Raw genomic sequence first — 22,742 nt, 5'->3', positions numbered from 1 at the left:
ACAGTGAGTCTTGAGCATGGAAGCCAGGCGTTTTTCTCGGATCAATTCGTTGCACACAGCTGCGCCCGATGACCCCCAAGGAGAGCGTTCCGGCGGCCCGCGCGGCAAGGTCGATGTCCGCCAGTCCGGCGCTTCTTTCCCGCAGGGTGGCGACACCGCAAGCCCGGCCTGGCAAGAGTATTTTTTCCTTGCACCCAATGTGCGTTTTACACGCACGCCGGACTATGAGCCAAAGCACCGCCAACCGCAGGACGACGTTGCCGAGCAGGACGCACGGCAGGCGCTCCCGACGCAGGAGGTCGGTCCTGGGGCCGTCATGCATCGCGGACCGGCACCGGCCGGGCCCGCTCAGCCGGCGCGTAGCGGGGAGACGGCGCAAGGCGTTGCGCCGGCGGCTCTAAAGGTGCCAGCAACGGCACGGGCGGCCACGCGCCCGGCGCCCGTTGTCGGGAATGGCGCGCCGGTCAAAGCAGCCCCCGCTGAAAAAGCCCGGCGGCCCTATCTTTCGGATCATGCTTTCTTCGAGGGCCTGGCGCCGCTTCTGGTCGACGTGACGCCGGCCCGCCAAGTCAGCCCGGTCCCGCGTGCACCGGTCCCGGCTCCGCCGGTTGCCACCGCGCGGGCCGATGTCTCCGGACCGGCGGTGGCCGATGTCACCGCCTTGTTCCGTGTCATCGAATGCCTTCCTGGCCAGGTTCCACCTGCCCTGCCGGACGTCTTTCCGGCCAACTCCAACAAGGTGGTGGTCGAGCCGGCCGTCCCGGCGGGCAGAGCCGCCCGGCTGGGTCGGACAACGGCCGCGACGGCGCCTGCCGCAGCCAGCGCCGCCCCGGCGCCACTTTTGCAACGCGTGGAGGAAACCGTTCCCGCCGTGCGTTCGCCGTCGCTGCCCATGGCCGGAAAGGTTGTGCAGCCGGTGACGGGCGAAGGCTACGCGCTTCCCTCGGAGGAGCTGCTGCAGCAGCCGCCGGAAGGGCAGGGCTTCTACATGTCGCAGGAGCGGCTCGAGCAGAATGCCGATCTCCTGGAAAGCGTGCTGGAGGATTTCGGCGTGCGCGGCGAGATCATCCATGTTCGCCCCGGCCCGGTCGTTACACTTTACGAGTTCGAACCGGCGCCCGGCGTCAAATCCTCCCGCGTGATTGGTCTCGCCGACGATATCGCTCGCTCCATGTCGGCGGTCTCGGCGCGCGTCGCCGTGGTGCCCGGCCGCAACGTCATCGGCATCGAGCTGCCGAACGAGACACGCGAGACCGTCTATTTCCGTGAACTGATCGAATCGCAGGGCTTCCGCAAGACCAGCTGCAAGCTGGCGCTTTGCCTTGGCAAGACGATCGGCGGCGAACCTGTCATCGCCGAGCTGGCGAAAATGCCGCATCTGCTCGTCGCCGGCACCACCGGGTCCGGCAAGTCGGTCGCCATCAACACCATGATCCTGTCGCTGCTCTACCGGTTGAAGCCGGAAGAATGCCGGCTGATCATGGTCGACCCGAAGATGCTTGAGCTGTCAGTTTACGACGGTATCCCGCACCTTCTGACGCCCGTCGTCACCGATCCCAAGAAGGCGGTTACCGCGCTCAAATGGGCAGTGCGCGAGATGGAAGACCGCTATCGCAAGATGGCGCGGCTCGGCGTGCGCAACATCGACGGCTACAATGAGCGTGCCGCCACTGCCCGCGACAAGGGCGAGACGGTCGTCATGACCGTGCAGGCCGGCTTCGAGAAGGGCACCGGCGAGCCGCTGTTCGAACAGCAGGAGATCGACCTCGCGCCGATGCCCTACATCGTCGTCATCGTCGACGAGATGGCCGACCTGATGATGGTCGCCGGCAAGGAGATCGAAGGCGCCATCCAGCGCCTGGCGCAGATGGCGCGCGCCGCCGGGATCCACCTGATCATGGCAACGCAGCGGCCTTCCGTCGACGTCATCACAGGCACGATCAAGGCCAACTTCCCGACCCGCATCTCCTTCCAGGTCACCTCCAAGATCGACAGCCGCACCATTTTGGGCGAGCAGGGTGCCGAGCAGCTGCTCGGCCAGGGCGACATGCTGCACATGATGGGCGGCGGGCGCATCGCCCGCGTGCACGGCCCCTTTGTGTCCGACGCCGAGGTCGAGCATGTCGTGGCGCATTTGAAGGCGCAGGGCCGCCCCGAATATCTGGAGACCGTAACGGCCGACGAGGATGAAGAGGAAGAGGAAGATGACCAGGGAGCGGTCTTCGACAAGGGAGCCGTTGCCGCCGAGGACGGCGATTCCAGCTATGACGAGGCGGTCAAGGTGGTGTTGCGCGACAAGAAATGTTCGACGTCCTACATCCAGCGCCGCCTTGGCATCGGCTACAACCGCGCCGCTTCACTGGTCGAGCGGATGGAGAAGGAGGGTCTGGTCGGCGCACCGAACCATGTCGGCAAGCGCGAGATCATGGCGGGCAAGCGCCCGCCGGCAACCATACCTGGGGATGACGGCACGGATCGATCGGCCCCTTGATCCGCAACGCATAAAAAGGCCGGTTGCCCGGCCTTTTTCGTATCGGGCATAAGCTCGCTCAGCCGATTTTCTGGCCGGTCTTTGCCCAGTCGGCTAGGAAGGCGGCAAGGCCCTTGTCGGTCAGCGGGTGATTGACCAGCGCCTTCAGGGTCGCGGGTGGCGCGGTGACGATATCGGCGCCGATGAGCGCCGCCTGCTTCACGTGGTTCACTGTGCGCACGGAAGCGGTCAGGATCTCGGTCTGGAAATCGTAATTGTCGTAGATCTGACGGATCTCCTGGATCACTTCCATGCCGTCAGAGCCGGTATCGTCGATGCGGCCGACGAAGGGCGAGATGAAGGAGGCGCCTGCCTTGGCGGCGAGCAGCGCCTGGTTGGCCGAGAAGCACAGCGTGACGTTGACCATGCGGTTCATCTCGGTGCGGATCGTCTTGCAGGCCTTCAATCCGTCCAGCGTCAACGGCACCTTGATGGCGACATTCGGTGCGATCTTGGCCAGCACCTCGGCCTCGGCCATCATCTGCTTGTATTCGGTCGCCACGACTTCCGCGGAAACCGGGCCTTCGACGATGTCGCAGATCTGCTTGGTGACCTCGGCGATTTTGCCGCCCGATTTCAGGATCAGCGACGGGTTGGTGGTGACGCCGTCGAGCAACCCCAGATCGATCAGTTCACGGATTTCCTTGATATCGGCTGTGTCGGCAAAAAATTTCATGGCGGTCTCCTGACGATTTCGTGGCGCCTGCGAAGGCACGTTCAGCGTTGCCCTTTGATCTAGAGCAAAGTCGGGGCAAGGTCACGCCTCATGATCGAAGATTCGCCCTTTGTCGCAGCCGCACCGGTGCTGGTGCCGATGCCGGCCGAACGCCCCTACACCTATGCCGTGCCGGCCGGCATGCGGGTGGTGCCGGGTTCGATCGTGCGCGTGCCGCTCGGGCCGCGTCAGGTCGCGGGCATCGTCTGGGACGGCGTGGTCGAGCAGGTCGATGCCAGGAAATTGCGCCCGATCGAACAGGTTTTCGACTGTCCGCCGATCGATCGCGCCATGCGCCGCTTCGTCGACTGGGTGGCGCAATACACGCTGTCGGCTCCGGGCATGGTGGCGCGCATGCTGCTGCGTGCGCCGGAAGCTTTCGATCCCGAACCCTGGATCGAAGGACTGCAGCGGACGCTCGTCATGCCCGATCGGATGACGGATGCGAGGACGCGGGTGCTGGAGACGGCCGAAGGAGGGCTGGCCTGGACGCGCTCGGGGCTGGCGCATGCCGCCGGCGTGTCGTCGACGGTGATCGAGGGGCTGAAAGCGCAAGGCGTGTTCGAAACGGTGATGATCCCGCCGCGCCCGGTGGTGGCCGCACCCGACCCAAGCTATGCCGTGCCGGACCTGATGCCGGACCAGAACGACGCCGCGTCGATGCTGCGCGCCAATGTCGCGGCCGGTGCGTTCAATGTCGCGCTGCTCGACGGCGTCACCGGGTCCGGCAAGACGGAGGTCTATTTCGAGGCGGTGGCGGCCGCGCTCGATCAGGGAAAACAGGTGCTGATCCTGCTGCCCGAAATCGCGCTGACCCATGCTTTCCTCGAACGCTTCCAGCAGCGCTTCGGTGCCAAGCCGGGGGAATGGCATTCCGATCTGCCGCCCAGGATGCGCGAAAAAGTCTGGCGGCAAGTGGCGGAAGGGGGCGTGCGTGTCGTCGCCGGCGCACGCTCGGCGCTGTTCCTGCCGTTCAAGGAACTTGGCCTGATCGTGGTCGACGAGGAGCACGACCCGGCCTACAAGCAGGAAGACCGTGTCTTCTACAATGCGCGCGACATGGCTGTCGTGCGCGGGCATATTGGCAGCTTTCCGGTGGTGCTGGCGTCGGCGACGCCGTCGGTCGAAAGCCGGGTCAACGCAAGCCAGGGCCGCTACGCCAGGGCTGTTCTTTCCGCCCGCTTCGCCGAGGCGGCACTTCCCGATCTCAAGTCGATCGACATGCGCCGCGCGTCGCCGGCCCGTGGCGGCTTCCTGTCGCCGGTGCTGATCGACCATATGCGCAAGACGCTGGAGAAGCAGGAACAGTCGCTGCTGTTCCTCAACCGGCGCGGCTATGCGCCGCTGACGCTGTGCCGGGTCTGCGGCCATCGCTTCGGTTGCCCGGTGTGCTCGGCCTGGCTGGTCGAACACCGCTTTCGCGGCCAGTTGGTGTGTCATCACTGCGGTCACAATGAGCGCCGTCCGGAAGCCTGCCCCGAATGCGGCACGCTCGACCACCTGGTCGCTTGCGGGCCGGGAGTCGAGCGCATCGCCGAAGAGGTCGTCACGCATTTCCCGGACGCGCGTACCATCGTGCTGTCGTCGGATATAATGGGGGGTGTACGACGGTTGCGGCTGGAACTGGAGGCTATCGCCAACGGCGAGGCCGATATCGTCATCGGCACGCAACTGGTCGCCAAGGGTCACAATTTCCCGAACATGACGCTGGTCGGCGTCGTCGATGCCGATCTGGGCCTTGCCAATGGCGATCCGCGCGCCGCCGAGCGCACCTTCCAGCTGCTCAGCCAGGTGACCGGCCGTGCCGGCCGCACCGGCAAGAAGAGCCTTGGCCTGCTGCAGACCTTCCAGCCCGACCATCCGGTGATGCGGGCGATCGTCTCCGGCGATGCCGAGTCTTTCTACCAGCGCGAGATTTCAGAGCGCGAACGCGCTGCCTTGCCGCCCTTCGGCCGGCTGGCAGGCGTCATCGTCAGCGCGGTGACGCGGGCGGAAGCGGAAGGCCATGCACGCGGCCTGCGCCGCTCCGCACCGGAGGCGCCGGATCTGGTCGTGCTCGGGCCGGCGGAAGCGCCATTATCGTTGCTCGGCGGTCGCCATCGCTTCCGCCTGCTGATCCAGGGCGAACGGCGCGCCGACATGCAGGGCTTCATCCGCACCATGCTGGCCAACGGGCCGAAACAGCGCGGCTCGGTTCGGGTGCAGGTGGACATCGACCCGCAGAGCTTTTTGTAGGAACACAAATTCAGCTACAGCTGCCTCGACGAGAGAAACGGAAGATCTCATGAAAACCTTAGGCTTGCTCGGCGGTATGAGCTGGGAATCGACCGCCATCTACTACCGCCTGCTCAACGAGATCGTGCGCGAGCGGCTGGGCGGTCTGCATTCGGCGAAGCTGCTGCTCTGGTCGTTCGATTTCGCCGAGATCGCCGAACGGCAGCATGATGGCGACTGGGACGGTGCCGGTGCGCTGCTGATCGATGCCGCACACAAACTTGAGGCCGGCGGCGCGGAGGGCCTGCTTCTGTGCACCAACACCATGCACAGACTGGCCGACCAAGTGCAGGCGGCTGTGTCGATCCCGCTGATCCATATCGCCGACGCCACTGCGGCCACGGTCAGGCAGGCCGGCCTGCGGCGGCCGGCGCTGCTGGCAACGCGGTTCACCATGGAGCAGGACTTCTACAAGGGCCGGCTCGCCGACAAATATGGCCTGTCGCCAGTGGTGCCGGATTCGGCCGGGCGCGACATGGTGCATCGTGTCATCTACGAGGAACTCTGTCAGGGCATCGTCACCGAAGCCTCGAAGGCGGCCTATGTCGCCGAGGCAAACCGCTTGCGCCGCGACGAAGCCGCCGACAGCCTGATCATGGGCTGCACCGAGATCACCATGCTCATCGGCCAGGATGATTTCGACATCCCGGTTTTCGACACGACGCGCATCCATGCCGGGGCGGCGGTGGAATTCGCACTCGGTTGATGCGCGTCTCCTAAAGTGGCTGAAGCCATCTGGCGCCGGCTCTTTCCTTCGCTAGAATGTCAGCGACTTTCAAAACAGGCATTTCGAGGGGACACGATGGATTTTGCGCTTCCATGGCCGACGAGCCAGGGCGAATGGCTGGCCTGGTCGAGCGCGGCCTTCACCGTGCTGCTCGGCCTTCTGTTTTTCCTGGCGCCGGGGCTGGCGTTCCGTATCCTGCGCCTGCAGGCGAAACCCGAGAAGGCGGCGGCGATCGCCGAGGGGCGCGGCCGCATGTCGGGCTTCTATCTCGGAGTCGGCCTGTGCTGCATCCTGCTCGCGCAGCCCCTGGTCTACATGGCGCTCGGGTTTTCCTGGCTGTTCACCGCATTCGGCCGGCTGCTGTCGATGATGTCGGATGGCGCCAGTACACCTTTCAATTGGGTTTCCATTGTGGTGGAATTGGCGCTCGCGGCCTTGCCGCTCGCCTTTGCCTTCGGCTTTGTGCCCTGAATCCTGGGGTATTCAGGTGCGCAGGACGCTGATCTTTCGCCGGATGCGACAATAGTGCCTGAAAACCATGCGGAACGACGCATTGCGGTCTTAAAATGCCTGTGCTAGACGGCAATCGACTTTCGGCCGGGGATAGCGGAAGCCGCGCCTCCGTGCTTGGAAAAATGCAGTAAGGTCAAAGATTTAGCCAGAGTTTTTGCTCGCGCCAACAATCTGCGGCCTGTCAGACAAGAGAAAAGACGGTCCGTGGCTCAATCGTCATCGCCAATCTCAGGTGTCGCAGAACGCTATGCCGGTTCGCTGTTCGAACTGGCATCGCAGGCAAATTCCGTGGCCAAGGTCGAGGCCGACCTCACCAGTTTCGAGGCCATGCTCGCGGGCAGTGCCGACCTGACCCGGCTGATCAACAGCCCGGTATTCTCCAGCGAGGACCAGGCCAAGGCCATCGGGGCGATCGCCGACAAGGCCGGCATCACCGGCCTGACCGGCAATTTCCTGCGCGTCGTCGCCAAGAACCGCCGCCTGTTCGCGGTGCCCGGCATGATCAAGGCATTCCGCCAGATCGCCGCTGAACACCGTGGCGAGGCTGCCGCCGAGGTGACGTCGGCTCATGAGCTGACTGCGGCCCAGCAGACCGAACTTAAGGCGGCGCTGAAGGGCGTTGCCGGCAAGGACGTGACCATTTCCGTCACCGTCGATCCGTCGCTGCTCGGCGGGCTGGTGGTCAAGATGGGCTCGCGCCAGATCGATACGTCGCTCAAAACCAAACTCAATTCGCTCAAGCTTGCACTGAAAGAGGTCGGCTGATGGACATCCGCGCCGCGGAAATTTCCGCAATTCTGAAAGACCAGATCAAGAATTTCGGCAAGGAGGCCGAGGTCTCCGAAGTCGGACAGGTGCTGTCCGTCGGTGACGGTATCGCCCGCGTCTATGGCCTCGACAATGTCCAGGCCGGCGAAATGGTCGAGTTCCCCGGCGGCATCCGCGGCATGGCGCTCAACCTCGAAGCCGACAATGTCGGCGTCGTCATCTTCGGCGCCGACCGCGACATCAAGGAAGGCGACATCGTCAAGCGCACCGGCGCCATCGTCGACGTTCCCGTCGGCCCCGGCCTGCTCGGCCGCGTCGTCGACGCGCTCGGCAACCCGATCGACGGCAAGGGGCCGATCAAGGCGACCGAACGCAAGCGTGTCGACGTGAAGGCGCCGGGCATCATTCCGCGCAAATCGGTCAACGAGCCGATGTCGACCGGTCTCAAGGCCATCGACGCGCTGATCCCGGTCGGCCGCGGCCAGCGCGAGCTGGTCATCGGTGACCGCCAGACCGGCAAGACCGCCATCATCCTCGATACGATGCTCAACCAGAAGTCGGTGCACGACAACGGCCCGGAAAAGGAAAAGCTCTACTGCGTCTACGTCGCCGTCGGCCAGAAGCGTTCGACCGTCGCGCAGTTCGTCAAGGTTCTGGAAGAGCGCGGCGCGCTCGAATACTCGATCATCATCGCCGCCACCGCTTCCGACCCGGCGCCGATGCAGTTCCTGGCGCCGTTCGCCGGCTGCACCATGGGCGAATATTTCCGCGACAACGGCATGCATGCGCTGATCAGCTATGACGATCTGTCGAAGCAGGCTGTCGCCTATCGCCAGATGTCGCTGTTGCTGCGCCGCCCGCCGGGCCGCGAAGCCTATCCCGGCGACGTCTTCTACCTGCACTCGCGCCTGCTCGAGCGCGCCGCCAAGCTCAACGACGATCTGGGTGGCGGATCGCTGACCGCCCTGCCGATCATCGAGACGCAGGCCAACGACGTGTCGGCCTATATCCCGACCAACGTGATCTCGATCACCGACGGCCAGATATTCCTCGAAACCAACCTGTTCTTCCAGGGCATCCGTCCGGCCGTCAACGTCGGCCTGTCGGTCAGCCGCGTCGGCTCGGCCGCGCAGATCAAGGCGATGAAGCAGGTCGCCGGCTCGATCAAGGGCGAGCTCGCGCAGTACCGCGAAATGGCTGCCTTCGCGCAGTTCGGCTCGGATCTCGACGCCGCCACGCAGCGCCTGCTCAACCGCGGATCGCGCCTGACCGAACTCCTGAAGCAGCCGCAGTTCTCGCCGCTGAAGACGGAAGAGCAGGTCGCGGTGATTTTCGCCGGCGTCAACGGCTATCTCGACAAGCTGCCGGTCAACCAGGTCGGCAAGTTCGAGCACGGCCTGCTCAGCCACATGCGTGCGGCGGGCAAGGACGTTCTCGACGCCATCCGCAAGGAAAAGGCGCTTTCGGACGATCTGCGCGCCAAGCTCAAGGCCGAGATCGACGCCTTCGCCAAGACCTTCGCCTGAGCGAAGCGCCAGTCCGGATGAGACAAGACGGGATCAGGTTTGAAGCATGCCTTCATTAAAAGACCTTCGTAACCGTATCGCCTCGGTCAAGGCGACGCAGAAGATCACCAAGGCGATGCAGATGGTCGCCGCGGCGAAGCTGCGCCGTGCGCAAGAGGCGGCGGAAGCGGCGCGCCCCTATTCGGAGCGCATGGGTTCCGTGCTGGCCAACATCACCCAGGCGATCGGCGGTGGCGGCGATGCCCCGGCGCTGATGACGGGCACCGGCAAGGACGCCGTGCATCTGCTCGTGGTCTGCACCGCCGAGCGCGGCCTGTGCGGCGGCTTCAATTCGCAGATCGCCCGTCTTGCCCGCGATCACATCCGCCGGCTTCTGACCGACGGCAAGCAGGTCAAGATCATCTGCGTCGGCAAGAAGGGCTTCGACATCCTGCGCCGCGACTATGCATCGATGATCATCGACCGTGTCGATCTGCGCGAGGTCAAGACGCTCGGCTTCGTCAATGCCGATGCGATCGCCAAGAAGGTCATCCATCTCTTCAACGAGGGCGCCTTCGACATCTGCACGCTGTTCTACTCGCAGTTCAGGTCGGTGATCAGCCAGATCCCGACCGCGCAGCAGATCATCCCGGCCAGCACCGCTTCGGCTCCGGCCGCGGCGGTGGATGGCGGCAGCGCCGTCTATGAATATGAGCCGGAGCCGGGCGAAATCCTCTCCGACCTCATCCCGCGCAACATCTCCGTGCAGGTTTTCCGGGCGCTGCTCGAAAACGCCGCCGGCGAAATGGGCGCCAAGATGAGCGCCATGGACAATGCGACGCGCAACGCCGGCGAGATGATCAACAAGCTATCGATCACCTACAACCGCCAGCGGCAGGCGCAGATCACCAAGGAACTGATCGAAATCATTTCGGGCGCCGAGGCGCTCTAGGCGCGGTCCGCGGGTGACTGTCCCGCGAACCGGACCGCGTGAGAAACAAAGGACGAAAAGGGTAAAGACGATGGCGAAAGCAGCGACCCCCCAGAAGGCAACTCCGAAGGCGGCAGCCCCCAAGGCAGCAGCCCCAGTGAAAGCGGCCAGGGCTCCGGCAGCGGCGGCAAAGGCTGCTCCGGCCAAGGCAGCAGCGGCGCCGGCCAAGGCCGTGGCCGCCAAGACGCAGGCCATGGCCACGAAAGCCACCGGCGTTGTCGGCAAGGTTCGCCAGGTCATCGGCGCCGTTGTCGACGTGCAGTTCGGCGATCACCTGCCGGCGATCCTGAACGCGCTCGAGACGACCAATGTCGGCAACCGCCTGGTGCTCGAAGTTGCCCAGCATCTGGGTGAAAACACCGTGCGCTGCATTGCCATGGACTCCACCGAAGGCCTGGTGCGCGGCCAGGAAGTGCGCGACACCGGCGCTCCGATCACCGTGCCGGTCGGCCCAGGCATGCTCGGCCGCATCATCAACGTCATCGGCGAGCCGGTCGACGAAGAAGGCCCGGTCGACGCAATCGAAATGCGCTCGATCCATCAGCCGGCTCCGACCTATGTCGAGCAGTCGACGGAAGCCCAGATCCTGATCACCGGCATCAAGGTGCTCGACCTCTTGGCGCCTTACGCCAAGGGCGGCAAGATCGGCCTGTTCGGCGGCGCCGGCGTCGGCAAGACCGTGCTGATCCAGGAACTGATCAACAACATCGCCAAGGCACATGGCGGCTATTCGGTGTTCGCCGGCGTCGGCGAGCGCACCCGCGAAGGCAACGATCTCTATCACGAGTTCATCGAATCCGGCGTCAACAAGAAGGGCGGCGGTGAAGGCTCCAAGGCAGCGCTGGTGTACGGCCAGATGAACGAGCCGCCGGGCGCGCGCGCCCGTGTCGGCCTGACCGGCCTGACGGTCGCCGAATATTTCCGCGACCAGGGCCAGGACGTGCTGTTCTTCGTCGACAACATCTTCCGCTTCACGCAGGCGGGTTCCGAAGTGTCGGCTCTGCTCGGCCGCATCCCGTCGGCCGTGGGCTACCAGCCGACGCTCGCCACCGACATGGGCGCGCTGCAGGAACGCATCACCACCACCACCAAGGGCTCGATCACCTCGGTGCAGGCGATCTACGTGCCGGCCGACGACTTGACCGATCCGGCGCCGGCGACCTCGTTCGCTCACCTTGACGCGACGACGACGCTCAACCGTTCGATCGCAGAGAAGGGCATCTATCCGGCCGTCGATCCGCTGGACTCGACCTCGCGCATGCTCGACCCGCTGGTCGTCGGCGACGAGCATTATGGCGTCGCCCGCCAGGTGCAGTCGATCCTCCAGCGCTACAAGTCGCTGCAGGACATCATCGCCATCCTGGGCATGGACGAGCTCTCGGAAGAGGACAAGCAGACCGTGGCCCGCGCCCGCAAGATCGAGCGCTTCCTGTCGCAGCCGTTCTTCGTCGCCGAAGTGTTCACCGGCGCGCCGGGCAAGCTGGTCGACCTCGCCGACACCATCAAGGGCTTCAAGGGCCTTTGCAACGGCGATTACGACCACCTGCCGGAAGCCGCCTTCTACATGGTCGGCGGCATCGAGGAAGCGGTCGAGAAGGCACAGCGCCTCGCGGCAGAAGCGGCGTAAATCAAGCGAATAGGGAGTAGTCAGTAGTCAGTAGTGAATAGCAGCTGGGCGAGTCGGATAGTTGTTCTCTTGCCCTACTTCCTACTCACTATTCCCTACTCACTAAATTGACATGGCTGAAGCTTTCAAGTTCGAACTGGTTTCCCCGGAACGCCTGCTGGTTTCCGCCGAGGTCGAGTCGGTCGTCATCCCGGGCGCCGAAGGCGAGATGACCGTCATGGCTCATCACGCGCCGGTCATGACCACGATCAAGCCGGGTGTCGTCACGGTGAAGAGCGCCTCGGGCAGCGAGGAACGCTATGTCGTGTTCGGTGGCTTCGCCGACATCGTCCCGGCCGGCTGCACGCTGCTGGCGGAATCCGCTGTCGCGGTGAAGGACGTCGACCGCGCCGATCTCGCCCGCCGCATCCAGGAAGCCAGGGAAGATGCTGCCGACGCCAAGGACGACCAGGCGCGCAGCAAGGCCGAACAATTCCTTAGCCAGCTCACCACGCTGGAAGGCGCGATCCTGCCGGCCTGAAACGCGTCGCGGGACAACGGATTGAAAGCGGGGCATTGCCCCGCTTTTTTATTTGTCGGGACATTATGGCGTGAGAGTTGATGTGGCGGCGGTGCCGGAGTTGCGCGACATCGGCAGGACAGAGGGGGCGCTGCCCCGGCGACATCAAGTTCCGTACCGCTCGCGCCTTACTGTCCTTCGGCTTCTATGCCGAGCGCGGCGAAGGCCAGCGTCGGGCCGTCTCGTCGCAGGTGGACGAGATGGACGGCCACGAGTTCGATCAGCGTCTGGCGCTCGGCGTGATCCCGGGCGAAGCCGGCCATGTCAAACACCGCCGTCACGGTTTCGTTCGCCGGCAGCTGCTGGTCCAAAAGCGCGGTCATCGGCGCATCGAGCGGATCGGTGAAATGGCCTTCCGGCAACGTCTTTCCGCGCGCCGCGCAGGCGGCGATCCAGGCAGCCACCACCAGCGTGAGATGGACCAGCTCGGTGCCGGCTTCGAGGCACTCGACAGCCGAGGCGATAATGCGCTGCGGCAGTTTCTGGCTGCCGTCATTGGCGATCTGCGCCGTACGGTGGGCAAGTGCCGTGTTCGAAAAACGCTCGGCAAGCTCGGCCGTATAGGCTGATGGGTCGAGGCCGGCGTCGTCCGGCAATGTTGTTATGGCCTCTTGCCATAGCGCGTCGACGAACCGCCGGATCGCCGGATCGGCGAAGGCACTGTCGACCGTCGCGTGGCCGCAGAGCAGGCCGAGATAGGCGATGCCCGAATGCGCGCCGTTGAGCAGCCTCAGCTTCATGTCCTCGAAGGGAGCGACATCCCCAACCATGGTGACGCCGAATTTTTCCCAGGTGGGACGGCCCATGGGGAAATCGTCCTCGATCACCCACTGGCGGAAGGGTTCCGTCATCACGGGCCAGGCGTCCTCAATACCAAGTTCGCCCGCTATCCGCGCCCTGTCGGCGTCGGTCGTGGCTGGCACAATGCGGTCGACCATGCTTGAGGGAAATGCGACGTGACTGGCGATGTGGTCGGCCATTCCGGCATTGCCCGCCGAACTGGCACTTGCATCGCGCAGCGTGGCGAATTCGATCAGCAGCCGGTGCAAGGTGGCGCCGTTGGCCGGCAGGTTATCGCAACAAAGCACGGTAAAGGGCGGGGTGCCAGCGCCCCGCCTCCGGGCGAGCGCTTCGGTCAGAAAACCATGCGCCGTCTTCGGTGTTCGCGGATTGGCCAGGTCGTGGACGATGTCGGCATGCGCTGCGTCCAATCCGCCGCCGGCCGCCCGCAAATAGGCTTTCTCGGTGATCGTCAGCGTCACGATGCGGGTACGCGGATCGGCCAGCACCGCCAGCACCGCTTCCGGGTCTTCCGGCGCCACCAGCAGCGAGCCGATCGAGCCGATGACATGCAGCTTCTCGCCGCCGCTGCCGCGCACAGCCAAGGTGTAGAGCCCGTCCTGCGGCGCCAGCGCGTCGCGCGTTTCCGCGCTGCGCAGCGACACGCCTGATATGCCCCAGTCCGTTTCTCCGGCCGCCAGGCATTCATCGATATAAGCGGCCTGGTGGGCGCGGTGAAAGGCGCCGACGCCCAGATGCACGATGCCCGGCGTGATTGCGCCACGATCATATCGAGGCGCGGCGACCTCGGCCGGCAATGCCTGCGCCATGCGGTTGGAAAGGCGGCGGTCTGTCATCGGTTCGGCACTCATCTCGTGGAACGATTTGCGGGGTAACACTGACGGCGTCCGCCGACAATGCTCAGCTTTGCCTAGGAGTCATCATACAACAATCCGATTTTTGTATGTTGACATTATTTCTGACCGATCCTACCCATGGAGCCGGAGGATGGCCGTGGCACTGACCAATGCGGATTTGCTGTTTTCAGCCGAGGCGCGTCAGCTGTCGATTGCCCGCGCCCTCTACGCCGGCATCAAGGACCTGCCCATCATCAGCCCGCACGGCCATACCGACCCGCGCTGGTATGCGCTGAACGAGCCGTTCCCCGATCCCGCGCAACTGCTCATCGTGCCGGACCACTATATTTTTCGCATGCTGTTCAGCCAGGGCGTGCGGCTGGAGGCTCTCGGCGTGCCGACCCTCGATGGTGAGCCCGTCGAGACCGACGGCAGGGCGATCTGGCGGTTGTTCGCCGAACACTATTACCTCTTTCGTGGCACGCCGACCCGATTGTGGTTCGACCATGTCCTTGCGCATCTGTTCGGCATCGAAGAGCCGTTGAGCGCCGCGACCGCCGACCGCCATTACGATACGATCGCAACGCTGCTGCAGTGGGAGAACTTCCGCCCTCGCGCGCTGTTCGAGCGCTTCAACATCGAGGTCATCGCGACGACCGAAGGCGCGCTCGACGATCTCAAATGGCACCAGATGATCCGCGACAGCGGCTGGGAGGGCCGTGTCGTCACCGCCTATCGGCCGGACGCCGTCGTCGATCCCGATTTTGAAGGCTTTTCGGCCAATCTCGATCGGCTCGGCGAGATCACCGGCTGCAACACCGGGACCTGGGCCGGTTATCTCGACGCACATCGCCAGCGGCGCGCCTTCTTCAAGAGCTTCGGCGCGACTTCGTCGGATCACGGGCATCCGACGGCGGAGACCGCCAATCTTTCCAACGCGGCGGCGCAGGAGCTGTTCAACCGGGTCCGCGCCGGCTCGCAGGATGAGCGCGAGCGAAAATTGTTTCGCGCGCAGATGCTGACCGAGATGGCCAAGATGAGCCGGGACGACGGGCTGGTCATGCAGATCCATCCCGGCTCCATGCGCAATCATTCGGCTTCCGCTTTCCAGAAATTCGGCAGGGACAAGGGTTTCGATATCCCGACCCGGACCGACTATGTCACGGCATTGAAGCCATTACTGGACTGCGTCGGGCTGGAGCGCGACCTGACCGTCATCCTGTTCACGCTGGATGAAACCAGCTACGCGCGCGAACTGGCGCCGTTGGCCGGCGTCTATCCGGCGCTGAAGCTCGGGCCGGCCTGGTGGTTCCACGACAGCCCGGAAGGCATGCGCCGGTTCCGCGAGATGACCACCGAGACCGCCGGCTTCTACAACACGGTCGGCTTCAACGACGACACGCGCGCCTTTCCGTCGATACCGGCCCGCCACGACGTGGCGCGGCGGGTCGACTGTGCGTTCCTGGCGCGTCTCGTCGCCGAGCACAGGCTGCGTGAGGACGAGGCGCATGAACTCGCGAAGGAGCTTGCCTACACGCTTGCCAAGAATGCGTACCGGCTCTGAGCCGGGCGTTTCGATTTTCAAAGGGAGGAAGTCATGTTGCATTTTTCGAAATTGACGGCGGCGGCGACATTCGCCATCGGTTCGCTGCTGATCGGCGCTGCCAACGCCGAAACCGTGCTGCGATCCTCGGATACCCATCCGGACGGCTACCCGACCGTCGAGGCGGTCAAGTACATGGGCGACCTGATCAAGCAGCGCACCGCCGGCCGCTATTCGATCGAGGTCTATCACTCGGCGCAGCTCGGCGAGGAGAAGGACACGATCGAGCAGACCCAGGCCGGCGTCATCGACCTCGACCGTGTCTCGATGGGACCGTTCAACGGCATCGTGCCGGAGACCGCCGTGCCGTCGCTGCCCTACATGTTCCGCTCCGTCGAGCACATGCGCCACGTCATGGACGGCGCTGTCGGCGACCAGATCCTGAAGGCGTTCGAGGCGCATGATCTCGTCGGCCTCGCCTTCTACGATTCCGGTGCTCGGTCCTTCTACAACACCAAGAAGGACATTACCTCGATGGCGGACATGAAAGGCATGAAGTTCCGCGTCATCCAGTCCGATGTGTTCGTCGACATGGTCAACGCGCTTGGCGCCAACGCCACGCCGATGGCCTATGGCGAAGTCTATTCGGCGCTGCAGACCGGCGTCATCGACGGCGCCGAAAACAACTGGCCGAGCTTCGAATCCGCCAAGCACTACGAAGTGGCCAAGCATTACACGATGGACGAACACCAGATCGTGCCGGAAGTGCTGGTCATGTCGAAGGCAAGCTGGGACAAGCTCTCGCCGGAAGACCAGGCGATCGTGCGCCAGGCAGCCAAGGACAGCGTCGTCAAGATGCGCGAACTGTGGGACGCGCAGGAGAAGAAGTCGCGCGGCCTCGTCGAGGCCGCCGGCGTTAAGGTCAGCGAGATCGACAAGCAGCCGCTAATCGAGGCGATGAAGCCTGTTTACGACAAGTACTTGTCGACGCCCGAACTGAAGGACCTGGCCGCCCGCATACAGGCCGAGAAATGAACGGCAGGGGCAATGGATCGAGCAGCGCGGAGGCCCCCGCGCTGCCTTCGGACGCGTCCGCCATGCGAGGATTCTGGCTGGGTGCGGAGCGGGTCCTGTCAGGGCTTGCCAGGCTGGCGCTTTGGATCAGCGGCGCCGGCCTGACACTGATGACGATCATCATCTTCTGGCAGGTCTTCTCGCGCTATGTGTTGAACCGTTCGCCGAGCTGGACGGAATCCTTCTCGGTTCTGCTGATGGGCTGGTTCATTTTTCTCGGCGCCGCCGTCGGCGTGCGCGAACGCACCCATCTTGGCTTCGACGTGCTGCTCTATGTCCTGCCTGTTTCGGCCAAGGCGGTACTGCGCAGCATTTCCGACCTTGTCGTGCTGGCCTTCGGCGCCGGCATGATCGTCTATGGCGTGCAATTGGCCAGGCTGACCTGGAACACGGTCATGCCGTCACTTGCCCTGCCGGGCGGCGTCAGCTTCCTGCCGGTCATCCTGGGTGGGGCGCTGGTCTGTCTGTTTTCGCTGGAACGGCTGGCCGGGCGCTTTGCCGGCCTGCCCGTCGACGCCGACATCCATGCAACCGGCGAGGAGCCCTGAACCATGGCCCTGATCGTCCTCTTCGGCACCTTCGTGTTCCTGCTGGTCATCGGCACGCCGATCGCCTTCTGTCTCGGCGTCGCCAGCTTTGCCACGATCCTCACGCTTGGCTTGCCGCCGGTCGTCGTGTTCCAGCGGCTGAATTCCGGCGTCGCCGTGTTTTCGCTGATGGCCATCCCGTTCTTCATCTTCGCCGGCGACCTGATGGTGCGCGGCGGCATCGCCGCGCGGCTCGTCGCGCTGGCAGGCTCCCTGGTCGGTCATTTGCGCGGCGGCCTGGGGCAGGTCAACATCGCGGCGTCGACCATGTTCGGTGGCATCTCCGGCTCGGCGGTGGCGGATGCGTCGGCGGTCGGCGGGCTGATGATTCCGCAGATGAAGGCGCGCGGCTACGGCGTCGACTATGCCGTCAACATCACCTCGGTCGGGGCCATCATCGCGCTTCTCATTCCACCGTCCCACAACATGATCATCTATTCGATCTCCGCCGGCGGCCGTATCTCGATCGCCGACCTGTTCACGGCTGGCGTGCTGCCGGGTCTGCTGCTGGCGCTTTCGCTGATGATAACGGCCTATTGGGTCGCCAGCCGCCGGGGATATCCGACGGAGCCCTTCGCCGGCTTCGGCCGGGCCTTGCAGCTGCTTGTCGCCGCCATTCCCGGGCTCATCCTGATCGCCATCATCTTCGGCGGCGTCAGGTCCGGTGTCTTCACCGCGACCGAGAGCTCCTGCATCGCCATCGTCTACGCCTTCCTGGTGACGCTGATCATCTACCGCTCGATGAGCTGGGGCGACTTCGTCGCGGCGACGACGGCGTCGGTGCGCACCACGGCCATGGTGCTGATGATCATCGGCTGCGCGGCGGCCTTCGGCTGGTTGCTCGCCTATCTCAGGGTGCCGGCGGCACTGGTCGCCTTTCTGCAGTCGGTGTCCGACAACAAGCTGGTGATCCTGCTGCTGATCAACGTCGTCCTGCTCATTCTCGGCACCTTCATGGACATGTCGCCGCTGATCATCATCACGACGCCGATCTTCCTGCCTGTCGTCATGGCCTATGGGGTCGATCCCGTGCATTTCGGCGTGATCCTCATCCTCAATCTCGGCATCGGGCTTTGCACGCCACCGGTCGGCGCTGTTCTGTTCGTCAGCTGCGCCATCGGGCGAATTCCGATCTGGACCGCGATGCGCTCGATCTGGCCATTCTACGGCGCCGCCTTCGCCGTGCTGATGCTTGTCACCTACGTGCCGGAAATCTCATTGTGGCTACCGGGACTGTTTCACTAGAGCGGTTCGGCGATCGTTAGAATCGTTGAACCGCTCTAACTCTTTGTGTTTACGCAATTCCAGGCGGAAAGCCGCTACGCACTTTTCGTGGAATTGCACTAGGAGGTCACCGAGGTGTCCGATACCGCAAACGACCTCAGGGTCGAGAGAAAACCCAAGCTGTCGGAAACCGTCGTGGGGGCGATCCGCAAGCAGTTGCAGGCGGGCGAGATCCCGCCCGGCCACAAGCTGCCGACCGAGGGCCAGCTGACCGAAACCTTCGGCGTCAGCCGAACCGTCATCCGCGAGGCGCTGGCCAAGCTTGCCGCCGACGGTCTGGTCGAGCCGCGGCAGGGCGCCGGGGTGTTCGTAACAGAGCATATTTCGACCATGTTCGGGGCGCTCGCCGCCGACATGGGAGCCAAGGATTCGGTCGCGCTCAACGTGCTCGAGGTGCGGCTGGCGATCGAGATCGAATCGGCTGGGCTCGCTGCCATCCGTCGCAACGCCGCGCAGGAGGCGGCGATCCAGGAAGCCTTCTTCGAGTTCGAGCGGCTGCTGCTCGGCAGCCAGCCGACCGGTCCGGCCGACCTCGCCTTTCATCGCGCCATCGCCAGCGCCACCAACAACCCCTTCTATGTCGAGATGCTCGACGTGCTCGGCCGGCGCGCCATTCCGTGCGACGTGACCTCGCCCTGGTCGACCGAACTGGCGCAGTCCGACAGCTACCAGCGCGGGCTGCAGCGCGAGCATCTGGTGATCCTGAACGCGATCACGGCGGGCGATGCCGAAGCCGCGCGCGAGGCGATGCGCACCCATCTCGGCGCCAGCCAGCAGCGTTACCGCGAGCGGCTGCAGGCGCGGCAGGCCTACTACGCCAGCTCGGTCAAGGCGGCCGCGGGCGAATGATCCACCGAAAGCCAGGACAGAAATGAGCCAGAACCACACCGACTACACATCGCGCTTCGCCATCGACCCGGCGGCGGCGGCCGCCATGGGAACGGATGAGCTGCGCCATAATTTCCATATCGAGGATCTCTTCCAGCCCGGGCGCATCAGCCTGACCTACACGCACTACGACCGCATGATCGTCGGCGGCGCCGTGCCTGCGGCAACGGCATTGCCACTGGAAGCGATCAAGCCGACCGGCACCAAGGGGTTTCTCGACCGGCGCGAATTGATCGCCGTCAACATCGGCGGTGCCGGCACGATCGAAGCCGGCGGCCAGTCCTTCGACCTGCGGGCGCGCGACATGCTCTATCTCGGCATGGGCACCGACACGGTTTCCTTCGCTTCTGCTGATAGGAACGACCCCGCCAAGTTCTATCTGCTCAGCGCCCCGGCGCATCAGGCTCATCCCAGCCGGCTGATCCGCCTCGATGACGCCAAGCGCCTCGATCTCGGCAGCAAGGAGGCCTGCAACGAGCGCTCGATCTTCCAGTTCATCCATGCCGGGGGAACAAAAACCTGCCAGCTCGTCGTCGGCATGACCCAGCTGGCGCCGGGCTCGATCTGGAACACCATGCCGTGCCATGTGCATGACCGGCGCATGGAGGCCTATCTCTATTTCGACCTGCCCGAGGCGGCCCGCGTCTTCCACTTCATGGGCGAGCCGGACGAGACACGCCACATCGTCATGCGCAACGAGGAGGCGGTGCTGTCGCCGGGCTGGTCGATCCACTCTGGCGCCGGCACGTCCAACTATGCCTTCATCTGGGCGATGGCCGGCGACAATGTCGACTACACCGATGTCGATCCGGTGGCGATGGACATGCTGCGGTGAGCGACCTCTCCGCCTTCAGCCTGGCCGGCAAGCGCATCCTGGTGACCGGCGCCAACACCGGCATCGGCCAAGGCATTGCCATCTCGATCGCGCGCGCCGGTGGCGCCGTGATCGGCGTCGGCCGCTCATCGATGGACGATACCGCGAGCAAGGTAGGCGCTGTGGGCGGCCAATTCGAGGCGGTGAGCATCGATCTTGCCGACACGGCAGCAGTCGGACCGATGCTGGACCGCGTCTGGGATCAAAACGGTCCGATCGACGGGCTGGTCAACAATGCCGGCATCATCCGGCGCGCGGATGCCATCGATCTCGGCGAAGCCGACTGGGACGACGTGATCGACGTCAATTTGAAGTCCGTCTTCCTGCTGTGTCAGTCCTTTGCGCGGCGCCTCCTTGCCGGTGGACGCCAGGGCAAGATCGTCAACATCGCCTCGGTGCTGAGTTTCCAGGGCGGCATCCGCGTCGCGTCCTACACGGCGTCCAAGCATGGCGTGCTCGGCATCACCAGGCTGCTCGCCTGCGAGTGGGGGGCGAAGGGCATCAACGTCAATGGCATAGCGCCGGGCTATATCGACACCAACAACACGCAGGCGCTGCGCGCCGATCCCGACCGCAGCGCGGCCATCCTCGGGCGCATTCCCGCCGGCCGCTGGGGCGAGCCCGGAGACATTGGCGATGCCGCCGTCTTCCTGCTGGCGCCGGCCTCGAACTACATGCATGGCGCGGTGGTGCCGGTGGATGGGGGATGGCTGGCGCGATGAGGAGAAGACGATGACCGAGCCGAAGATTTTCGCGCATGCCGGCCAGGGTGCCTGGACGCTGACCCCGGATGGCAATCGCCGGCGGGTTCTCCTCTCCACCGACGAACTGATGATGGTCGAATTCGGTTTCGACAAGGGTGGTGTCGGCGCCTTGCACTCGCACCCGCATGTGCAGGCGAGCTATGTCGCCGAAGGCCGTTTTGAGGTGACCATCGACGGCCGGACCGAAATCGTCGAGACCGGCGGCAGCTTCATCGTGCCGTCCGGCCTGGTGCACGGCGTCAAGGCGCTCGAGGCGGGGCGGCTGGTCGACAGTTTTACGCCGCACCGCGCCGATTTCCTCGCCTGACCGACGATTGCTCGGCCAACGAAAAACCCGCGCCTCCAGGGAAGCGCGGGTTGTTGCCTGGGCGCCAATGGCGCCGCGGTACTCAAAACATCACCGCAGGGTGCGAAAGCTGCCGCATCATGGTGAAGATAGACTTAATGCGCGTCAGGTGATGCGCCTGAGCAGGCCGAAAAGCCGTTCGAACGTCTTGCCATAGGGTGGCCGCAGAAGGCTCCCCGCGCTCAAGCGCGACTGCAGGAAGACCGGTTTCTCCTTGCTGAAGGTGCGGAAACCCCATTCGCCATGATAAGCGCCCATGCCGCTGGCGCCGACGCCGCCGAAGGGCTGGTTCTCCTGCACCAGATGCAGCATGCAGTCGTTGATGGTGACGCCGCCGGCGACCGTCTCGCGCAGGATGCGCTGGCGGTTGCCGCCGTCGTTGCCGAACCAGTAGAGCGCCAGCGGCCGGTCGGCCTGGTTCACATAAGCGATCGCGTCGTCGAGCGTGGCGTATTCGACGATCGGCAGCACCGGGCCGAAAATCTCCTCGCGCATCAGCTTCAGGTCCGGGCCTGCGTTGCTGACCAGGGTCGGCGGAAGCTTCCGGCCCGCATTGCCGAGGTCTTCGCCGGCCGGGTTGATCTCGGTGACATCGGCACCCGTGTCGCGCGCTTCCGCGATCATGGCGCGCAGACGCTGGTAATGCCGATCGCTGATGATGGCGGTATAGTCGGGGTTGTCGCGCAGCGAGGGGTAGAGCCGCGCCATGGCGATTGCGAGCTTCGCGGCGACCGTACCTGCTTGTCCCTTCGGCACCAGCAAATAGTCCGGCGCGATGCAGGTCTGCCCGGCATTCAACAGCTTGCCATAGGCGACGCTGGCAACCGCAGTGCCGAGATCGCAGGAGGGGTCGAGGATCGCCGGCGACTTCCCGCCGAGTTCGAGCGTGACCGGGGTCAGGTTGGCGGCGGCGGCGATCGCTACCTGGCGTCCGACCGCGGTCGAGCCGGTGAACAGCAGATGATCGAACGGCATCGAGACGAAAGCCTTTCCCGTATCGGCATCGCCGGGGATGACGCTGAGTTCGTCCGGGGCGAAATGTTCGCCGGCCAGCCTGGTCAGCAGCCCGGAAAAAGCCGGCGTCAGTTCGGAAGGCTTGACCAGCACGCGGTTGCCGGCGGCAAGCGCGGCCGTAACCGGCGCGACGGCGAGCTGAAAAGGATAATTCCAGGGCGATACGATGCCGACGACGCCGAGCGGCTGCGGCACGAGGCGATTCCGGCCCGGCAGAAACGGCAAGGTGGTGGCAACGCGGCGCTCCCGCATCCAGGCGCCGACATGGGCGAGCGCATGGCGAATGCCGGCGCGCACGACGAACAGTTCGGCCAGGCGGGTTTCATGTGCCGAGCGGCCGCCGAAGTCGGCGTCGATCGCAGCGCAGATTTCAGTCTCGTGCCGCTCGGTCAGCGCCAGCAGGCGCCTCAGCCGGTCCTTGCGGACGCCAAGGTCGGGAAAGGGTTGTGCCTTGAAGGCGGCGCGCTGCAGCCGGAACCGCTCGCCCAGCAAATCCTGTCTCACCTGCAGCATCGCGCCCTC

At 64.7% G+C, this 22,742-nt stretch carries 20 protein-coding genes; 17 read left to right on the top strand and 3 right to left on the bottom strand.

Features of this window, described 5'->3' with window-relative positions; all coding sequences use genetic code 11:
* The first annotated feature begins 16 nt into the window (after nt 1–16).
* Nucleotides 17–2,491: a DNA translocase FtsK gene (locus FJ936_RS15925; RefSeq protein ID WP_140790061.1), complete on the top strand. Its 2,475-nt coding sequence runs from the start codon at nt 17–19 to the stop codon at nt 2,489–2,491.
* Nucleotides 2,492–2,549: 58 nt separating this feature from the next.
* Here the strand turns inward: FJ936_RS15925 and fsa are convergent, their stop codons facing one another.
* Nucleotides 2,550–3,206, bottom strand: a complete 657-nt coding sequence (fsa, locus tag FJ936_RS15920; protein ID WP_015315164.1) for a fructose-6-phosphate aldolase — start codon at nt 3,204–3,206, stop codon at nt 2,550–2,552.
* A 90-nt stretch (nt 3,207–3,296) separates the two neighbouring features.
* Here fsa and FJ936_RS15915 point away from each other — a divergent pair, with 90 nt between their 5' ends.
* The 8 genes from FJ936_RS15915 (at nt 3,297) to FJ936_RS15880 (ending at nt 12,170) form a co-directional block, all read left to right on the top strand.
* Nucleotides 3,297–5,480, top strand: a complete 2,184-nt coding sequence (locus tag FJ936_RS15915) for a primosomal protein N' (protein ID WP_140662546.1) — start codon at nt 3,297–3,299, stop codon at nt 5,478–5,480.
* A 49-nt stretch (nt 5,481–5,529) separates the two neighbouring features.
* Nucleotides 5,530–6,225, top strand: coding sequence for an aspartate/glutamate racemase family protein (locus FJ936_RS15910; RefSeq protein WP_015315168.1), 696 nt, complete (start codon nt 5,530–5,532; stop codon nt 6,223–6,225).
* Nucleotides 6,226–6,321: 96 nt separating this feature from the next.
* Entirely contained in the window at nt 6,322–6,717 is a 396-nt protein-coding gene (locus FJ936_RS15905; protein ID WP_140662548.1) for a DUF4345 family protein, read from the top strand.
* 246 nt (nt 6,718–6,963) lie between these two features.
* Nucleotides 6,964–7,524 (top strand): F0F1 ATP synthase subunit delta, encoded by a 561-nt coding sequence (locus tag FJ936_RS15900; RefSeq protein ID WP_140712423.1) that lies wholly within the window; start codon nt 6,964–6,966, stop codon nt 7,522–7,524.
* Nucleotides 7,524–9,053, top strand: a complete 1,530-nt coding sequence (gene atpA, locus FJ936_RS15895; protein ID WP_015315171.1) for a F0F1 ATP synthase subunit alpha — start codon at nt 7,524–7,526, stop codon at nt 9,051–9,053. Before FJ936_RS15900 ends, atpA begins: the two co-directional genes overlap by 1 nt.
* A gap of 46 nt (nt 9,054–9,099) precedes the next feature.
* Nucleotides 9,100–9,984, top strand: a complete 885-nt coding sequence (locus FJ936_RS15890; RefSeq protein ID WP_015315172.1) for a F0F1 ATP synthase subunit gamma — start codon at nt 9,100–9,102, stop codon at nt 9,982–9,984.
* A 70-nt stretch (nt 9,985–10,054) separates the two neighbouring features.
* Nucleotides 10,055–11,650 carry a F0F1 ATP synthase subunit beta gene (atpD, locus tag FJ936_RS15885; protein ID WP_015315173.1) on the top strand — a complete coding sequence of 532 codons (1,596 nt, stop codon included), beginning with the start codon at nt 10,055–10,057 and terminating at the stop codon, nt 11,648–11,650.
* 112 nt (nt 11,651–11,762) lie between these two features.
* Entirely contained in the window at nt 11,763–12,170 is a 408-nt protein-coding gene (locus FJ936_RS15880) for a F0F1 ATP synthase subunit epsilon (protein ID WP_015315174.1), read from the top strand.
* A gap of 167 nt (nt 12,171–12,337) precedes the next feature.
* On the opposite strand, the gene FJ936_RS15875 is transcribed toward FJ936_RS15880, so the two are convergent.
* Nucleotides 12,338–13,846, bottom strand: a complete 1,509-nt coding sequence (locus FJ936_RS15875; RefSeq protein WP_015315175.1) for a mannitol dehydrogenase family protein — start codon at nt 13,844–13,846, stop codon at nt 12,338–12,340.
* Between the two features lie 151 nt (nt 13,847–13,997).
* Here FJ936_RS15875 and uxaC point away from each other — a divergent pair, with 151 nt between their 5' ends.
* The 8 genes from uxaC to FJ936_RS15835 all read left to right on the top strand — a co-directional run bounded on the left by uxaC (nt 13,998) and on the right by FJ936_RS15835 (nt 21,167).
* On the top strand, nt 13,998–15,410 hold the full coding sequence (uxaC, locus tag FJ936_RS15870) for a glucuronate isomerase (RefSeq protein WP_015315176.1): 1,413 nt from the start codon (nt 13,998–14,000) through the stop codon (nt 15,408–15,410).
* Nucleotides 15,411–15,443: 33 nt separating this feature from the next.
* Nucleotides 15,444–16,424, top strand: coding sequence for a TRAP transporter substrate-binding protein (locus FJ936_RS15865; RefSeq protein ID WP_015315177.1), 981 nt, complete (start codon nt 15,444–15,446; stop codon nt 16,422–16,424).
* Nucleotides 16,425–16,486: 62 nt separating this feature from the next.
* Nucleotides 16,487–17,011, top strand: a complete 525-nt coding sequence (locus FJ936_RS15860) for a TRAP transporter small permease (RefSeq protein ID WP_041163297.1) — start codon at nt 16,487–16,489, stop codon at nt 17,009–17,011.
* A gap of 3 nt (nt 17,012–17,014) precedes the next feature.
* Nucleotides 17,015–18,295 carry a TRAP transporter large permease gene (locus tag FJ936_RS15855; RefSeq protein ID WP_015315179.1) on the top strand — a complete coding sequence of 427 codons (1,281 nt, stop codon included), beginning with the start codon at nt 17,015–17,017 and terminating at the stop codon, nt 18,293–18,295.
* A 114-nt stretch (nt 18,296–18,409) separates the two neighbouring features.
* A complete protein-coding gene (locus FJ936_RS15850; protein WP_140616584.1) occupies nt 18,410–19,183 on the top strand; it encodes a FadR/GntR family transcriptional regulator in 774 nt (257 codons plus the stop codon).
* A gap of 22 nt (nt 19,184–19,205) precedes the next feature.
* The gene (gene kduI, locus FJ936_RS15845; RefSeq protein ID WP_140662554.1) at nt 19,206–20,057 is read left to right on the top strand and encodes a 5-dehydro-4-deoxy-D-glucuronate isomerase; all 852 of its coding nucleotides are present in this window, start codon (nt 19,206–19,208) and stop codon (nt 20,055–20,057) included.
* A complete protein-coding gene (kduD, locus tag FJ936_RS15840; RefSeq protein WP_140616586.1) occupies nt 20,054–20,818 on the top strand; it encodes a 2-dehydro-3-deoxy-D-gluconate 5-dehydrogenase KduD in 765 nt (254 codons plus the stop codon). The genes kduI and kduD overlap by 4 nt, the downstream gene beginning before the upstream one ends.
* 10 nt (nt 20,819–20,828) lie before the next feature.
* On the top strand, nt 20,829–21,167 hold the full coding sequence (locus FJ936_RS15835; RefSeq protein ID WP_015315183.1) for a cupin domain-containing protein: 339 nt from the start codon (nt 20,829–20,831) through the stop codon (nt 21,165–21,167).
* Nucleotides 21,168–21,311: 144 nt separating this feature from the next.
* Here the strand turns inward: FJ936_RS15835 and FJ936_RS15830 are convergent, their stop codons facing one another.
* A complete protein-coding gene (locus tag FJ936_RS15830; protein ID WP_140790057.1) occupies nt 21,312–22,733 on the bottom strand; it encodes a coniferyl aldehyde dehydrogenase in 1,422 nt (473 codons plus the stop codon).
* Nucleotides 22,734–22,742: the final 9 nt, after the last annotated feature.

The organism is Mesorhizobium sp. B2-4-13 (genome assembly GCF_006658535.1).
Classification (GTDB): Bacteria; Pseudomonadota; Alphaproteobacteria; order Rhizobiales; family Rhizobiaceae; genus Mesorhizobium; species Mesorhizobium australicum.
The sequence above is the reverse complement of the archived record's forward strand: the minus strand, read 5'-3'. Positions and strand labels throughout refer to the sequence as shown.

Coding starts and splice junctions, on each gene's coding strand:
- FJ936_RS15860 (WP_041163297.1), top strand. CDS start 16,487: ATGCGAGGATTCTGGCTGGGTGCGGAGCGGGTCCTGTCAGGGCTTGCC.
- uxaC (WP_015315176.1), top strand. CDS start 13,998: ATGGCCGTGGCACTGACCAATGCGGATTTGCTGTTTTCAGCCGAGGCG.
- FJ936_RS15905 (WP_140662548.1), top strand. CDS start 6,322: ATGGATTTTGCGCTTCCATGGCCGACGAGCCAGGGCGAATGGCTGGCC.
- FJ936_RS15890 (WP_015315172.1), top strand. CDS start 9,100: ATGCCTTCATTAAAAGACCTTCGTAACCGTATCGCCTCGGTCAAGGCG.
- FJ936_RS15915 (WP_140662546.1), top strand. CDS start 3,297: ATGATCGAAGATTCGCCCTTTGTCGCAGCCGCACCGGTGCTGGTGCCG.
- kduI (WP_140662554.1), top strand. CDS start 19,206: ATGAGCCAGAACCACACCGACTACACATCGCGCTTCGCCATCGACCCG.
- fsa (WP_015315164.1), bottom strand. CDS start 3,206: ATGAAATTTTTTGCCGACACAGCCGATATCAAGGAAATCCGTGAACTG.
- FJ936_RS15880 (WP_015315174.1), top strand. CDS start 11,763: ATGGCTGAAGCTTTCAAGTTCGAACTGGTTTCCCCGGAACGCCTGCTG.
- FJ936_RS15830 (WP_140790057.1), bottom strand. CDS start 22,733: ATGCTGCAGGTGAGACAGGATTTGCTGGGCGAGCGGTTCCGGCTGCAG.
- FJ936_RS15865 (WP_015315177.1), top strand. CDS start 15,444: ATGTTGCATTTTTCGAAATTGACGGCGGCGGCGACATTCGCCATCGGT.
- atpD (WP_015315173.1), top strand. CDS start 10,055: ATGGCGAAAGCAGCGACCCCCCAGAAGGCAACTCCGAAGGCGGCAGCC.
- FJ936_RS15835 (WP_015315183.1), top strand. CDS start 20,829: ATGACCGAGCCGAAGATTTTCGCGCATGCCGGCCAGGGTGCCTGGACG.
- atpA (WP_015315171.1), top strand. CDS start 7,524: ATGGACATCCGCGCCGCGGAAATTTCCGCAATTCTGAAAGACCAGATC.
- FJ936_RS15925 (WP_140790061.1), top strand. CDS start 17: ATGGAAGCCAGGCGTTTTTCTCGGATCAATTCGTTGCACACAGCTGCG.
- FJ936_RS15855 (WP_015315179.1), top strand. CDS start 17,015: ATGGCCCTGATCGTCCTCTTCGGCACCTTCGTGTTCCTGCTGGTCATC.
- FJ936_RS15910 (WP_015315168.1), top strand. CDS start 5,530: ATGAAAACCTTAGGCTTGCTCGGCGGTATGAGCTGGGAATCGACCGCC.
- FJ936_RS15875 (WP_015315175.1), bottom strand. CDS start 13,846: ATGACAGACCGCCGCCTTTCCAACCGCATGGCGCAGGCATTGCCGGCC.